Source organism: Pseudomonas sp. Q12-87 (assembly GCF_001269755.1).
Classification (GTDB): Bacteria; Pseudomonadota; Gammaproteobacteria; order Pseudomonadales; family Pseudomonadaceae; genus Aquipseudomonas; species Aquipseudomonas fluorescens_S.
Genome location: NZ_LHVI01000022.1, coordinates 249,142 through 264,205, shown reverse-complemented (window position 1 = coordinate 264,205; position 15,064 = coordinate 249,142). Strand labels below are relative to the sequence as shown.

The following is a 15,064-nucleotide window of genomic DNA, read 5'->3' as shown; positions in this document are numbered from 1 at the left end:
GACCTCGCGCAATCAGGAGACGTACATGCGCTTTTCAGCCTTGACCCAACGCATCATCGGCGAGGGTGCCGCTGCCTGGGATATTCATGATCGGGCGCTGGCCATGCGTGAGCGGGGCATGGATGTGTTGCTGTTGTCGGTGGGCGATCCAGACTTCGATACGCCGCGGGCCATTGTCGATGCGGCGGTGGGCAGTCTGCGGGCCGGCGACACGCATTATTCGGATATTCGTGGCCTGCATTCCTTGCGTACCAGCATTGCCCGGCGCCATCGCCAGCGTTGCGGCCAGGGCGTGGATGCAAGCCATGTCACCGTGCTGCCGGGTGCGCAATGCGCGGTGTATGCGGTCGCGCAATGCCTGCTCGACCCTGGGGATGAAGTGATCGTCGCCGAGCCGATGTACGTCACTTATGAAGCGGTGTTTGGTGCCTGCGGGGCGAAAGTGGTGCCGGTGGCGGTGCGTCCGGAGAACGGTTTCCGGGTCGAGCCGGCCGATGTCGCTCGCCTGGTCACGCCACGCACCCGGGCGATGTTGCTCAACAGTCCCAATAACCCGTCTGGCGCGAGCCTGCGATTGCCTATCTGGCAAGCCCTGGCGAAGTTGTGCATCGAGCATGATTTGTGGCTGATCAGCGATGAGGTCTACAGCGACTTGTTGTACGAAGGCGAACACATCAGTCCGGCGAGCCTGCCGGGCATGGCCGAGCGCACCGCCACCATCAACAGCCTGTCCAAGTCTCACGCCATGACCGGATGGCGTATCGGTTGGGTGATCGGTCCGCAGTCGTTGGCCGGGCACTTGGCGAACCTGTCGCTGTGCATGCTGTTTGGCTTGCCGGATTTTGTGCAGCGGGCTGCCCAGGTCGCACTGGAACAGGATCTGCCGGAGGTGACGCTGATGCGCGAGGAGTATCGCCAACGCCGGGATCTGGTCTGCGCCGCGTTGGCCGACTGCCCTGGCCTCAAGCCGGTGCGACCCGATGGCGGCATGTTTGTAATGGTCGACGTGCGCCAGACTGGCCTCGGCGCCCAGGGCTTCGCCGAGCGGCTGCTGGACGGCTATGGCGTGTCGGTGCTGGCCGGCGAGGCGTTCGGGCCCAGTGCGGCGGGGCATATACGGATTGGGTTGGTGGTCGATCAGGCGAAACTGGCGGATGCGTGCCGACGGATTGTCCTGTGTACGGAGGGGTTGCTGCGGGAGCGGCGGGCTTGAGGGATCGCGGAGTTATGGTTTGTGTGTATATCCGTTTTTTTGGTAACGGCTGCTGGCGGTTCCGCTCTTACAGCGGGTCACTTTTGAGAAGCGCAAAAGTAACCAAAACGCTTTTGCCCCACCACTCGGTGCCTCGCTAATGCTCGGCATGCCCTCACTCCGGCATTGCTCCGTGGGCCGCCGCGAAGGGCCATCCATGGCCCAGCGCGGCTACCTCGGCATCCATGCCGAGGTGCCCACTACGCAATATCTACGTTCGGCCAGCGTGGTTAACGGGGCGCCGAGATCAACGTCCACCGCGAGGCGGCCTGAGAGCCGACCTGTTTTTTTGGGACCGCGTTTCTTCTGTGGGACCGAGCTTGCTCGCGATAGCGGTGGTTCAGCTATAAAGATGCTGGGGGGCGCCCTGCTCTTGCTTTGCTTTAGATCTGGATCTGGATCTGGATCTGGATCTGGATCTGGATCTGGATCTTGACCTTGACCTTGACCTTGACCTTGACCTTGACCTTGACCTTGACCTTGATCTGGACGCCCCGTTAAACCACGCTGGCCGAACGCAGGCATTGCGTAGTGGGCATCCCGGCATGGATGCCGGGATAGCCGCGCTGGGTCATGGATGACCCTTCGCGGCGGGCCCACGGAGCAATGCCTGCGTTCGGGCATGCCGAGCCCTAGCGAGGCACCGAGTGGTGGGGCAAAGCGCTTTTGGTTACTTTTGGCGCTCTTCCAAAAGTGACCCGCCGTAAGGGCGGAACCCTAAGCAGCCGTTACCAAAAAAACGGATATACACACAAACTATAAAATCACAATCAGCCTCGTTCCCTCAGATTCAACGCTGCTTGCTGGATCTACGCACAAGCCTCATCACCGTCACGAAAAACACCGGCACAAACACCACCGCCAACGTTGCGGTGATCATCCCGCCAATCACCCCCGTACCGATGGCCTGCTGGCTCGCCGAGCTGGCCCCGGTAGCGATCGCCAGAGGCACCACGCCGAGAATGAACGCCAGGGAAGTCATGATGATCGGCCGCAAACGCAGGCGCGCGGCCTGGAGCGTGGCGTCGATCAGATCGTGGCCTTCGTCGTACAGGCTCTTGGCAAACTCGATGATCAGGATCGCATTCTTCGCCGACAGCCCGATGATGGTGACCAGCCCGACCTTGAAGAACACATCGTTGGGCATGCCGCGCAGCGACACCGCCAGCACCGCGCCGAGCACGCCCAGCGGTACCACCAGCAGCACCGAGGTGGGGATCGACCAGCTCTCATAGAGCGCCGCCAGGCACAGGAACACCACCAGCAGCGACAGGCCCAGCAAAACAGGCGCCTGGCTGCCGGACAGACGTTCCTGCAAGGACAGCCCGGTCCATTCCTGGCCCAGGCCCGCCGGCCCCTGGGCCACCAGCCGTTCGATTTCCGCCATGGCCTCGCCGGTGCTGTGACCGGGGGCCGGTTCGCCGGAGATACTGATCGCCGGGTAGCCGTTGTACCGGGTCAGTTGAGCCGGACCCTGGGTCCACCGGGCCTGGACAAAGGCTGACAGCGGCACCATTTTTCCGGCGTCGTTGCGCACGTGGATCTTCAACAGGTCGGCGACCTGGCTGCGTTGATCGCCTTCAGCCTGGACCACCACCCGCTGCATGCGACCCTGATTGGGGAAGTCATTGATGTAGGTCGAGCCCACGGCGGTCGCCAGCACACTGCCGACGTCGGCAAAGGATACGCCCAGGGCGTTGGCCTGCTTGCGGTCCACTTCCAGTTGTACTTGCGGCGCTTCGGCCAGGGCGCTCTCGCGCACGTTCATCAAGACCGGGCTTTTTTCCGCGGCAGCGAGCAGTTCGCTGCGGGCTTGCATCAGCGTGGCATGGCCAAGGGCGCCGCGGTCCTGCAAGCGGAACTCGAAACCGCTGGACGTCCCCAAGCCATCCACTGGCGGCGGGAGGACGGCAAAGGCCATGGCGTCCTTGATCGAGCCGAACGCCTGGTTGGCCCGCTCGGCAATGGCGCTGGCCGAGTCATCGCTGCCGCGCTCCGACCAGTCCTTGAGGGTGGTGAACGCCAATGCGGCGTTTTGCCCGCTGCCGGAAAAGCTAAAGCCCAGGATTATCGTGCTGTCGCCCACCCCGGGCTCACCGGCGTTGTGGGCTTCGATCTGCTCAACCACTTGCACCGTGCGGTTTTTGCTCGCGCCGGGTGGCAATTGGATGTCGGTGATGGTGTAGCCCTGGTCCTCCACCGGCAGGAAAGAGGAGGGCAGGCGACTGAACAGCAGGCCCATGCCCACCAACAGCACGCCGTAGATCAGCAGGTAGCGCCCGGTGCGTTTCAGCGCGTAGGCCACCCAGCCCTGATAGCGATCACCCAACTGGTCGAAGCGCCGATTGAACCAGCCGAAGAATCCACCTTTGGCGTGGTGTTCGCCCTGGGCGATCGGTTTCAACAGGGTCGCGCAGAGTGCCGGGGTCAGCGTCAATGCCAGGAACGCCGAGAACAGGATCGACGTGGCCATGGACAGCGAGAACTGCCGATAGATGACCCCCACCGAACCTTGCATGAACGCCATCGGGATGAACACCGCCACCAGTACCAGGGTGATGCCGATGATCGCCCCGGTGATCTGCTGCATGGCCTTGCGCGTGGCTTCCTTGGGTGACAACCCTTCGCTGGCCATGATTCGCTCGACGTTTTCCACCACGACGATGGCATCGTCCACCAGGATGCCGATGGCCAATACCATGCCGAACATGGTCAGCACGTTGATGGAAAAACCCAGGGCAAACATCGTGGCGAAGGTGCCCATCAACGCCACCGGTACCACCAATGTCGGGATCAATGTGTAGCGCACGTTCTGCAGGAACAGGAACATCACGGCGAACACCAGCAGCATCGCCTCGGCGAGGGTATAGACCACCTTGGTGATCGAGACTTTGACGAAAGGCGACGTGTCGTACGGGATCTTGTACGCCACACCCGCCGGGAAATAGCGCGCCAGTTCGTCCATCTTCTGGCGCACCCGGTTTGCCGTGCTCACGGCATTGGCCCCGGGGGACAATTGCACGCTGACGGCGGTGGACGGCTTGCCGTTCAAGCGGGTGGAAAATTGGTATTCCTGGCTGCCGACCTCTACCCGTGCGACGTCGGCGATGCGCACGGTCGAGCCGTCGGGGTTGGCCTTGAGCACGATGTCGGCGAATTCTTCGGGCGTCGACAGTTGGCCCTTGACCAGCACCGTCGCGGTAATTTCCTGGGTCGTACGGGTCGGCAAGTCGCCGATGCTGCCTGCCGACACCTGAGCGTTCTGCGCCACGATGGCCGCGTTGACGTCGGCCGGGGTCAGGTTGAAGCTCAGCAATTTCTGCGGATCGATCCAAATCCGCATCGCCCGTTCGGCCCCGTACAACTGCGCCTTGCCGACACCGTCCAGACGCTTGATCTCATTCATCACATTGCGCGCCAGGTAATCGCTGAGGGCCACGTCGTCAAGCTTGCCGTCACTGGAGGTCAGGGTGATGAGCAACAGGAAACCCGCCGAGACCTTGTCCACCTGCAAACCTTGCTGGGTGACCGATTGGGGCAGGCGTGACTCCACGGCCTTGAGGCGATTCTGTACGTCGACCTGGGCCAGTTCGGGGTTGGTGCCGGGCTGGAAAGTCGCAGTGATGGTGGCGCTGCCCAGGCTGCTCTGGGAACCGAAATACAGCAGGTTGTCGGCGCCGTTGAGTTCTTCTTCGATCAGGCTGACTACGCTTTCGTCCACGGTTTGCGCCGAGGCGCCCGGGTACACCGCATAGATCTCGATCTGCGGTGGCGCGACGTCAGGATACTGCGCCACCGGCAGCTTCGGGATGGCCAACGCACCGGCCAGCAGGATGAACAGCGCGACCACCCAGGCGAACACGGGACGGTCGATAAAGAACTGCGGCATAGGAAACGTCCTGCTTATTGACCAGGCACCTGGACAAGGGGAAGAGGGGAGTCGTCGATCCGGACCTTTTCACCGGGGCGAGCATGTTGCAGCCCTTGCACCACGATGCGGTCGCCAGGCTTGAGGCCGTGGGTGACGATCCAGCGATCGTCTTTCACGGTGCCCAATTCCACCGGTTGCAGGCTGACCTGTTGCTGCGCGTCGAGCAGCAACACGTGGGCGATGCCGGCGCTGTCGCGCTGGATGGCCCGTTGCGGCACGCTGATACCCTGGCGGTCGAAGGCTTGTTCCAGGCGTACGCGCACAAAGCTGCCCGGCAACAGGTCAAGGTCGGGATTGGGAAACTCGCTGCGCAGGGTGATCTGGCCGGTGCCCGGGTCGACGCTGATGTCGGTGAACAGCAGCTTGCCCGGCAACGAGTAGAGGCTGCCGTCGTCCTGGATCAACGTGGCCTTGGCCTGGTCCTGGCCGACCTGCTGCAACTGTCCGGAACGCAAGGCCCGGCGCAGCTCGTTGAGTTCGCGGGTCGATTGCGTGAGATCTGCGTGGATCGGATTCAACTGCTGGATGAGCGCCAGGGGCGTGGTTTCGTTCTGGCCCACCAGTGCGCCTTCGGTGACCAGTGCCCGGCCGATGCGCCCGGCAATCGGCGCCGTGACCGTGGCATACCCCAGGTTCAGCCTGGCCCGCTCCACGGCAGCTTTGTTGGCAGCAACGTCGGCGGCGGTCTGGCGAACGGCGGCGCGGGCATTATCGTAGTCCTGGCCGCTGATGGCGTTGTCGGTGATCAACTGCGAGTAACGCTGTTCTTGCAGGCGGGCCTGGAACGCGTTGGCCTCGGCTTTGCGCAACGCGGCCTCGGTGCTGTCGAGGTCGGCCTTGAACGGGGCTGGATCGATGCGGAACAACACCTCGCCTTTCTTTACATCGCTGCCTTCGCGATAGACCCGTTGCAACACCACCCCTGGCACTCGCGCGCGTACCTCGGCGGTTCGCGGCGCGGCAATGCGCCCGCTCAGTTCGCTGCTGATGGACAGTGGCCGGGCCTGGATGGTTTCGATGGTTACGGTGGCCAGCGGCGCTTCGTCGGCAGGGGGCGAGGCGCTGTCGCAGGCGCTCAACAGCAGCGCCCCGAGCAACAGGCCCAGGATGGCGAAGGTGTTCGTTGACATGGTGCTTCCCCAATAATGAACGCTGCCATGCTACGAGGGACGATCGCGAGCAGCGGTAAAGCTTTGTAGGGGGTATGTGAAATTGTGTAAGGGGTTTGCTCGGGAATGGGCGAGGGCGTATATCCTTGGCTGCTTGATTCTCGGGTGACTGCAGTGCCGCCTTCGCGAGCAAGCCCGCTCCCACAGGAGTTCGCGTGATTATTGTGGGAGCGGGCTTGCTCGCGAAGGCGGCCTATCAGGCGCTAAAGCACTTTCTGGAAACACGATGCCCAACATCCTCCTGGTCGAAGACGACACCGCACTCTCCGAGCTGATCGCCAGTTATCTGGAGCGCAACGGCTATCAGGTCAGTGTGCTCAGCCGTGGCGACCATGTCCGCGAGCGGGCGCGGGTCGATCCGCCGGATCTGGTAATCCTCGACCTGATGCTGCCGGGATTGGATGGGTTGCAGGTCTGCCGCTTATTGCGAGCCGATTCGGCAACCTTGCCGATCCTGATGCTCACCGCCCGGGACGATAGCCATGATCAGGTACTGGGTCTGGAAATGGGCGCCGACGACTACGTCACCAAACCGTGTGAGCCCCGGGTGTTGCTGGCGAGGGTGCGCACCTTGCTGCGTCGCAGCAGCTTCAGCGAACCGCAGACGGCCAACGATCGCATTCTCATGGGCAATCTTTGCATCGATTTGTCCGAGCGCACCGTGACCTGGCGTGGGCAGGCGGTGGAGCTGTCCAGTGGTGAATACAACCTGTTGGTGGTGCTGGCCCGTCATTCCGGAGAAGTGCTGAGCCGCGATCAGATCCTGCAACGGCTGCGGGGTATCGAATTCAATGGCACCGACCGTTCGGTCGATGTGGCGATTTCCAAGCTGCGGCGCAAGTTCGACGATAACGCCGGTGAAGCGCGCAAGATCAAGACCGTGTGGGGCAAGGGTTATTTGTTCAGTCGTTCCGAGTGGGAATGCTGAGCCGATGTGGAAACTGCTGATCCGTCTTTACCTGGTCACCATCGTCTCCTACAGCGCGGCGATCTATCTGATGCCGGAGCTGGTGATCCGCCTGTTCCATGAGCGCTTCCTGACTTACAACCTCGATTATTCCCGGGGCCTGCAAACCTTGCTGGTCAAGCAGTTCCGTGCCGTACCCAGCGAGCAATGGCCGGCGCTGGCGGCGCAGATGGATCAGGAGTTCGACCCGCTGCGCATTGAGCTGGTCGCCATTGACGACGGCGGTTTCAGCCCCGTGGAGCAGGCGCGCCTCAAGCATGGCGAGCACGTTGTACGCCTGGGCGACTGGGCGTGGCGAACCCTGGCGGTCTCGCCGTTGGATGAGCACACGGCGGTCAAGATGATCGTGCCGCCGGATCCGGCGGACGTAAGTTGGTTGTATTGGAGCATCAATGTGTTGATCGGCGCGACGATGCTCGCCTGCCTGCTGCTCTGGCTGCGGCCTCACTGGCGTGATCTGGAACGCCTCAAGCGCACCGCCGAGCGCTTCGGTAAAGGTCACCTCAGCGAGCGTACGCATATCGCCTCTCGGTCGAACATTGGCAGCCTCGCCCATGTGTTCGACACCATGGCCGGCGATATCGAGAACCTGCTCAACCAGCAACGGGACCTGCTCAACGCGGTGTCCCACGAACTGCGCACGCCCTTGACCCGGCTCGATTTCGGCCTGGCCCTGGCGCTTTCCGATGACCTGCCACTGGCCAGTCGTGAGCGTCTGCAAGGGCTGGTGGCGCACATCCGTGAGTTGGATGAGCTGGTGTTGGAATTGCTGTCCTACAGCCGTTTGCAGAATCCCGCGCGTTTGCCCGAACGGGTCGAAGTACCGTTGGATGAGTTCATCGACAGCATTCTGGGCAGTGTCGACGAGGATCTGGCGGCGCCGGATGTGGTGATCGATGTGCTGTTGCACGGGACGCTGGAGCGCTTCGTGCTGGATCCGCGCCTGACCGCCCGAGCCTTGCAGAACCTGCTGCGCAATGCCATGCGTTATTGCGAGAAGCGGATCCAGGTGGGTGTGCGGGTCAGCGACCGGGGTTGCGAGATCTGGATCGACGACGATGGCATCGGAATTCCCGACAGCGAACGCGAGCGCGTGTTCGAGCCGTTCTATCGCCTGGACCGCAGCCGTGACCGCGCCACGGGCGGCTTCGGCCTCGGCCTGGCCATCAGCCGTCGCGCCCTGGAAGCCCAAGGAGGAACGCTGACGGCCGAAGCCTCGCCGCTGGGCGGAGCGCGTTTCAGGCTGCGGCTGCCAACGCCGTCCTGACTCTTTAGTTAAACAACCCCGCCGCAATATTGACCGAAAATCCAAGAATCGCCGTATTGAACAAAAAGCCGATCAACGACTGCGCCAGTACGATCTTGCGCAACTGCCGCGTGGCCACCCCCACGTCCGATGTTTGTACCGCCACTCCAATGGTGAAAGAGAAGTACAGGAAATCCCAATAGTTGGGCGTGGTCAGCCCTTCGGCAAAGCGCAGGGCCGGCTCCTTGCCTTCCCAGGTGTAATACAACCGCGCGTAGTGAACGCTGAAGATCACCCCGATCAGCAGCCACGAACCGATCACCGTCATTGCTGTAAAACCGTAATGCAGGAGTTTGCCGGCGGTTTGCAGGTCGCGGCTGCCGGTCAGTTCGAAGGTGATGGTCGCCAGGCTGGCCAATGCGGCGATGCAGACCATCAGCAGGACCAGACCGGCATTTTCATCTTCGATTTCGGCGATGCGCTTGACGTCGGGCGCCTTGGCCCGGACGGTGAGCCAGAACATCAGGATCAGGTAAGTCCAGACCCCGGCGTTCCAGCCGATCAGGACCTTGCTGAGGATAGCGTCCACAGGCGCCAGGATGCCGACAGCCAGGCCAAGGACCGTGGCACTGGAAAGACGCGGGTGAGTGCGGGCGAGGAAAGGCATGGCAATCACTGTTCGAGAAAGGTGCGCCGAGTATGAGCCATCACGCGCGCGGCGGGCCTGTTATTGCCATCGATTGAATCAACTCCAAACCCTGTGGAAGGGGATTGAGGCGGGATTATGGATCCAAGGCGTCCGAAATGGGCAGGCGAAATGTCTTTCGTCGAAAATATTCGAGCGTTGATGGCTTTTTGACATTTGAACAGTGCGTCGGCGATACGATTGCGTACAATTGCCACCTTTCAACCGGGCATGGAAGCAGTTCGGCTTTGCAGTCACGAGAAAAACCATGCTGATCGGCAGTTATTCCCCCGCCCTTGTTTCAATCTCCCTGTTTGTTGCCGTACTGGCTTCCTACACCGCACTGGATCTGGCCGGGCGTATCGCCACCACCCAGGGGCGCGCGGCGCATGCGTGGATGGTAGGTGGCGCGTTGGCGATGGGGGTGGGCGTGTGGTCCATGCATTTCATCGGCATGCTGGCGTTCACGCTCCCGGTGGAGCTTGGCTATGACCTGTCGATCACCGCGCTGTCGCTGTTGATCGCCATCCTTTCCTGTGGATTTGCCTTGTGGCTGGTCAGCCAGCCGCGTTTGCCAGCATGGCAGTTGGCCTTCGGCGCGCTGATCATGGGTGCCGGCATCAGCGCCATGCATTACACCGGCATGGCCGCGCTGCGGATGCAGCCAGGTATCGATTATGACCCGACGTTGTTCGGGGCTTCGCTGATGATTGCCGTCGGCGCCTCGGCGGCCGCGCTGTGGATTGCCTTTCGCTTGCGCCGCAACACGCCCCATGTGCGCCTGGCTCGCGCGGGCGCGGCGGTGGTCATGGGCATCGCCATTGTCGGCATGCACTACACCGGCATGGCCGGGGCGCAGTTTCGCGATGGCAGCTTTTGCGGTTCCCTGGACGGCTTGAGTGGCAAGGGCCTGGACAATGTGGTGCTGATCACCACGCTGGCGGTACTGGCCATCGCCTTGCTGACCTCTATTCTTGACGCGCGCATGGAAGCCCGGACTGCCGAGCTGGCCCAATCCCTGACCCAGGCCAATCGAGAACTGACCCAACTGGCCCTGCACGACCCGCTGACCGGATTGCCCAACCGCGTGCTCCTGGCCGATCGTATCAGCCAGGCGATGCATCGAGTCCAGGAGCAGGGCGGCTGCTTTGCCTTGATGTTCATCGACCTCGATGGCTTCAAGCCGGTCAACGACGCCTTCGGTCACCACATGGGTGATCTGCTGCTGCGGGACGTGGCCCTGCGCCTGCGAGAAGACTTGCGCAGCCAGGACACGCTGGCGCGGATCGGCGGCGATGAGTTCGTGTTACTGGTGCAACTGGCCGAGCCCGACGACGCCTTGCGACTGGCGGCGCGTCAGGTCGGCTTGATCGCCCGCACGTTCCGGGTGGCTGAACATGACTTGCAGATTTCTGCGAGTGTCGGCATCGCACTTTTCCCCGGCAACGGCCAGAGCGCCGATGAATTGCTGATGAATGCGGACGCGGCGATGTACCACGCCAAGGGCGCCGGCAAGAATGGCTACAGTTTTTTCGACGCCTCAATGAACAGCAACGCCCGCAAGCAGTTGCAGTTGCTGCAGGACTTGCGCATCGCCGTGGAGCAGCGGCAGTTCAGCCTGCATTACCAGCCCAAGTTCGACGCCGCCAATGGCCGCCCGGTCGGAGCCGAGGCGTTGTTGCGCTGGGCCCATCCGACCCAGGGGCAGTTGATGCCCGACACCTTTATCGACTTGGCGGAAAAGACCGGATTGATCATTCCCATCGGCGAATGGGTGCTGAACGAGGCTTGTCGCCAGATGCGCGAATGGTACGTGCTCGGTTATACCGATTGGCGTATCGCGGTGAACCTCTCGGCCTTGCAGTTCTGCCACACCGGGTTGGTGCAGAGCGTGGCCAAGGCGCTGCAGACTCATCATCTGCCAGCCAACAGCCTGACCCTGGAAATCACCGAGACCACCGCCATGAGCGATGCGGACGCCAGCATGACGGTGCTGCAACAGCTTTCGGACATGGGCGTGGACCTGTCCATCGACGACTTCGGCACTGGCTATTCGAGCCTGATGTACCTCAAGCGCCTGCCGGCCAACGAGCTGAAAATCGACCGGGGCTTTGTCCGTGACCTGGAACACGACAGCGATGACGCGGCCATCGTTTCGGCCATCGTTGCCCTCGGCCAGGCCTTGGGCCTGCGGATCGTCGCCGAAGGGGTGGAAACCGACGTGCAGCAGAGCTTCCTGACGAAGTTGGGCTGCGATTCGCTGCAGGGCTACCTGCTTGGCCATCCGCAGCCTGCCGAACGTTTCATCCACGACATACGCCAGGCGCAACACGTGGCGATGGCCTGATACGCCTCAGGAAAGAATGTCGAATGCCGTGCTGCCCAATCGCTCGCCGTTGACCAGCAGGTGCACCGCGTGCCGGCCGGCGTAGTGCCGGCGGGTGGTCAACTCGCGGATGGATTGGGAGCGGCTGAGGCTGATGCAGCCCTGGGCGGGCAGGTCGAAGGTCTTGAGCTTGAAGACTTTGGCTGAGGTGCCGCCGGAAGCCTTCACGTAGTCGATGGCGTAATCGATCACCAAGCGCTGCTCCTGTCCGAGGGTTGATTGCACCTTGAACGACAGGGTGATCTGGTCTCCCAGGCGAATCACTGCAGGGCTCACTTGCAAATCCAGGATATGGACGTGTGCCTTGCCGCCCACTCCGATGACAGCCAGCGCCCTGGCATTCCCTTGTTTGATCAGGCTGCGCAGCGCGTGTCGGGCAATCCATCGGGTGTGGCTATTGTCGAGCGGCCAGCCCTCGATCCGGTCCAACACCCAATCCGGATGTGCCTTGGTCACGTCATTGAGGTGGTTGGCCACTGACTTGCGCACGTAAAGGCTGCTGTCGGCCTTGAGTGCGTCGAGGATCCCGGCGGCAAGTCCGGGGTTGGCCTGGATCGGCTCAAGGTGAAACGACCATGGCAAGCGTGGCCGGCTGCCTTCGCTGGCCAGTCGGCGCACGTGCTCGTTGGCATCCAGGGCCCATTCATGCATGACTTTGAGGGTGCGCTCCAGGTCGTCGCGCAAGAAATGCCGCACCGCAAACTCCGAGGAGCCGAACCGGGTGAAGTACTTGAGCGCGTCCAGGGACGGGTCGAAGGCGTGCCGACCGTAAGACGCCACATAGTGGGGTAAAAACATGCTGACAAAAGCGCTGTTCAGGCGCGGTGCGACCCCGCGCAGCACGTCCAGCGATGCCTCAAAGCTGAGAGGCAACACCGCATGCAAGCATTCGCTGACCCGGGCCATGCGCTGCATCACCGACAATTCGGCCAGTCCGTCATTGGCCATGTGCAAGAACCCCTTGGCATCGAAGTCCGGATACACCGCGCGCATTTCGCTGGCGATGTGTTCCAGGCGGGCGCTGTTGAAGATTTCCTTGAGGGCTGGTGATGCGGTGGTGCTCATGATGGGTCCGTCCGGCGCAGGTTGTAGTCCAAAGGCTCGCCACTATGCCATGCCAGGCATAACCCGTGGTGGCGCTTCTCCCAGCTTCAAGGCGCTACATTAAAAGGAATGATTCGCCACCCGCGAAGTCCCAGATTCAGTCCTTCGTATAACTGGAGTTTTTTTCTATGCGCAAACCAACCCTGATCGCCAGCCTGGTCCTGATTGCCGGCCTCGGAGCCCTTGGGCCTGTTGCGCAAGCGGTCGAGAAGACAGGAGACGCTCTTGAGCATTCGCCGAGCAATGGCCGCCGGCTGGTAGAGAACGACCGGGTACCGGCCGACTACCAGCGTGCGGACAAAGCCATGAAAGACTGGAAACAGAAAAAGCTCGAGCAGCCGACAGAAGAGCAGCAATGGGTGCATATCGATGATAAGTATCTGCTGATCGAAACCGTGTCCGGCGCAATCGTCAAGATCGTGCCGGCCACGCGCTAGCTCAGAGCACTTCGCCCTTGTCCCACAAGTGCACCAGTTCGCCGGGTGCCTGGTCCTCAGGCACCTGCATCACCATTTCGTCATCCTGGTCGTTGGCGCGGTAACGCACTTCGATCTGGAAGAAGCGCTGGTCGCCTCGCCCGGGTGTGGACGAGGTCAACGGCAGACAACCTTCCAGCACCGAACAGATGCGGGTGCGCTGGTCGAGGTCGCATTGGGCGAATTCGATTTCCCGTGGGCGGGTCAGTGCATGGATGGCCGCCACGCCACCTTGGCGTGACAGCCGTACCACAGCGTTGTCGTCGAGGTCTGGAAGGTTTTTCATCAGCTCTCCTGTGTCAGGTCGACGCCGACCTGCAGCCAGCCGTTCTGCACCGCTTGCACTTCCCGCGTACCGAATCGCTGGCGGGCGTGCTCGATGGTCAGGCGGGCGAAGGCGCTGAAGGACGCGTCGTTGGCCAGTCTTCTGTCGCACAAGGTTTCATACCAGATCCGCCCGGCCTTTTCCCAGGCGAATCCGCCCAGCGTGGTCGCCGTCAGATAAAAGGCGCGGTTGGGAATCCCCGAATTGATGTGCACGCCGCCGTTGTCCTCACGGGTGATGACGAACTCGCGCATGTGCGCCGGTTGTGGGTCTTTGCCCAGCAGCGGGTCGTCATAGGCGGTGCCGGGGTTGGACATGCTGCGCAGGCCATCGCCGTTGATCTTGTCGGTGAGCAGGTCGGCGCCGATCAACCAGTCCGCCTGGTCGGCGGTCTGTTCGAGCACGAACTGCTTGACCAGCGAGCCGAACACATCGGAGATGGACTCGTTCAACGCACCGGACTGATTGGCGTAGATCAACCCGGCTTCGCTTTCAGTGACCCCATGGGCCAGCTCATGGGCCACGACGTCCAGGGATCGGGTGAAGCGCTGGAAAATTTCACCGTCGCCATCGCCGAACACCATCTGCGCGCCATTCCAGAAGGCGTTTTCGTAGCCCTGGCCGTAATGCACGCTGCCCACCAGGGCAAAGCCTTTGTTGTCGATGGAGTCGCGGCCCAGCACTTTCCAGAAAAAGTCGTAAGTGGCTCCGAGGGCATCATAGGCCTCGTCCACGGCCGGGTCGCCGCTGGCTGCCTGGCCTTCCAGGCGTATCGGTTGGCCGGGCAGTTCCATGGTGTTTTGGGCGTCATGCACGGCGCGCTGCGGATGACCGGCCTTGTCGCGCTTGGGCAGTTTCGCGGCGGCGGGAAGATTGCCGGGTGGGCCGGGATTGTGCCGCAGGCTGCGCACGTGGGTCAGCGTGCCGAGGGCACTGGAACGTTGCTGTTCGGAGCCGTGGGCGATGATGCGGTTGAGGATGTAGGGAGGAATGAAGCTGTGGAGGGGGCGAGAGTCGATCATCAGAAAATCCTTATCTGAAATGCAGGGACGATACCCATGTGAACCGAAGTGGCCGCTGCGGTTCCCTCAGGAGCTCCCTTGCCACAAAAGATTGCCAGATGCCCGCAATTCTGCGAAAACCCGCGCCTTGGATCACTCGGGAACGCCCCATGAACGAAGAACTGCAAATCATCGACCTGGAACAGGGCGACGGTAAAAGCGTAGTCAAAGGTGCGCTGATTACCACTCAATATCGCGGCACGCTGGAGGACGGCACCGAATTCGATTCGTCCTACAGTCGCGGCAAACCCTTCCAGTGCGTCATCGGTACCGGACGCGTTATCAAGGGTTGGGACCTTGGCCTCATGGGCATGAAAGTCGGCGGCAAGCGCAAGCTGCTGGTGCCGGCCCATCTTGCCTACGGTGAGCGGTCCATGGGCGCGCACATCAAGCCCAACGCCAACCTCATCTTCGAAATAGAGCTGTTGGAAGTACTGACCCGAGACGATTGATGGGCGCTTC

Annotated in this window: 12 protein-coding genes; 6 read left to right on the top strand and 6 right to left on the bottom strand. The window is 62.0% G+C overall.

Translation table 11 applies throughout. The features are described 5' to 3' along the window. The first annotated feature begins 25 nt into the window (after window positions 1–25). The gene (locus AD663_RS16575; RefSeq protein WP_053214171.1) at window positions 26–1,213 is read left to right on the top strand and encodes a pyridoxal phosphate-dependent aminotransferase; all 1,188 of its coding nucleotides are present in this window, start codon (window positions 26–28) and stop codon (window positions 1,211–1,213) included. An 829-nt stretch (window positions 1,214–2,042) separates the two neighbouring features. On the opposite strand, the gene AD663_RS16570 is transcribed toward AD663_RS16575, so the two are convergent. Together AD663_RS16570 and AD663_RS16565 are read right to left on the bottom strand one after the other, a co-directional pair. Continuing rightward, window positions 2,043–5,141 (bottom strand): efflux RND transporter permease subunit, encoded by a 3,099-nt coding sequence (locus AD663_RS16570; protein WP_053214170.1) that lies wholly within the window; start codon window positions 5,139–5,141, stop codon window positions 2,043–2,045. Window positions 5,142–5,155: 14 nt separating this feature from the next. Further along, complete coding sequence (locus AD663_RS16565) at window positions 5,156–6,313, bottom strand: efflux RND transporter periplasmic adaptor subunit (protein WP_053214169.1); 1,158 nt, start codon at window positions 6,311–6,313, stop codon at window positions 5,156–5,158. Window positions 6,314–6,578: 265 nt separating this feature from the next. On the opposite strand from AD663_RS16565, the gene AD663_RS16560 reads away from it, so the two are divergent. Both AD663_RS16560 and AD663_RS16555 read left to right on the top strand, forming a co-directional pair. Continuing rightward, a complete protein-coding gene (locus AD663_RS16560) occupies window positions 6,579–7,280 on the top strand; it encodes a response regulator transcription factor (RefSeq protein WP_003182912.1) in 702 nt (233 codons plus the stop codon). 4 nt (window positions 7,281–7,284) lie between these two features. Next, window positions 7,285–8,586, top strand: coding sequence for an ATP-binding protein (locus AD663_RS16555; protein WP_053214168.1), 1,302 nt, complete (start codon window positions 7,285–7,287; stop codon window positions 8,584–8,586). A gap of 4 nt (window positions 8,587–8,590) precedes the next feature. On the opposite strand, the gene AD663_RS16550 is transcribed toward AD663_RS16555, so the two are convergent. Then, entirely contained in the window at window positions 8,591–9,232 is a 642-nt protein-coding gene (locus tag AD663_RS16550; RefSeq protein WP_003182908.1) for a DUF1345 domain-containing protein, read from the bottom strand. A gap of 286 nt (window positions 9,233–9,518) precedes the next feature. On the opposite strand from AD663_RS16550, the gene AD663_RS16545 reads away from it, so the two are divergent. Further along, complete coding sequence (locus tag AD663_RS16545) at window positions 9,519–11,597, top strand: bifunctional diguanylate cyclase/phosphodiesterase (RefSeq protein WP_053214167.1); 2,079 nt, start codon at window positions 9,519–9,521, stop codon at window positions 11,595–11,597. Between the two features lie 6 nt (window positions 11,598–11,603). Here the strand turns inward: AD663_RS16545 and AD663_RS16540 are convergent, their stop codons facing one another. Further along, a complete protein-coding gene (locus tag AD663_RS16540; RefSeq protein ID WP_053214166.1) occupies window positions 11,604–12,701 on the bottom strand; it encodes a DNA alkylation repair protein in 1,098 nt (365 codons plus the stop codon). A 167-nt stretch (window positions 12,702–12,868) separates the two neighbouring features. Here AD663_RS16540 and AD663_RS16535 point away from each other — a divergent pair, with 167 nt between their 5' ends. Further along, the gene (locus AD663_RS16535; RefSeq protein ID WP_003182902.1) at window positions 12,869–13,177 is read left to right on the top strand and encodes an RcnB family protein; all 309 of its coding nucleotides are present in this window, start codon (window positions 12,869–12,871) and stop codon (window positions 13,175–13,177) included. 1 nt (window position 13,178) lies between these two features. Here AD663_RS16535 and AD663_RS16530 read toward each other — a convergent pair whose 3' ends face one another. Further along, window positions 13,179–13,502 (bottom strand): protealysin inhibitor emfourin, encoded by a 324-nt coding sequence (locus AD663_RS16530; RefSeq protein ID WP_003182900.1) that lies wholly within the window; start codon window positions 13,500–13,502, stop codon window positions 13,179–13,181. Further along, window positions 13,502–14,563: a M4 family metallopeptidase gene (locus tag AD663_RS16525; protein WP_053214165.1), complete on the bottom strand. Its 1,062-nt coding sequence runs from the start codon at window positions 14,561–14,563 to the stop codon at window positions 13,502–13,504. The genes AD663_RS16530 and AD663_RS16525 overlap by 1 nt, the downstream gene beginning before the upstream one ends. 149 nt (window positions 14,564–14,712) lie before the next feature. Here AD663_RS16525 and AD663_RS16520 point away from each other — a divergent pair, with 149 nt between their 5' ends. After that, entirely contained in the window at window positions 14,713–15,054 is a 342-nt protein-coding gene (locus tag AD663_RS16520) for an FKBP-type peptidyl-prolyl cis-trans isomerase (protein ID WP_003182897.1), read from the top strand. The last annotated feature ends 10 nt before the right edge of the window (window positions 15,055–15,064 follow it).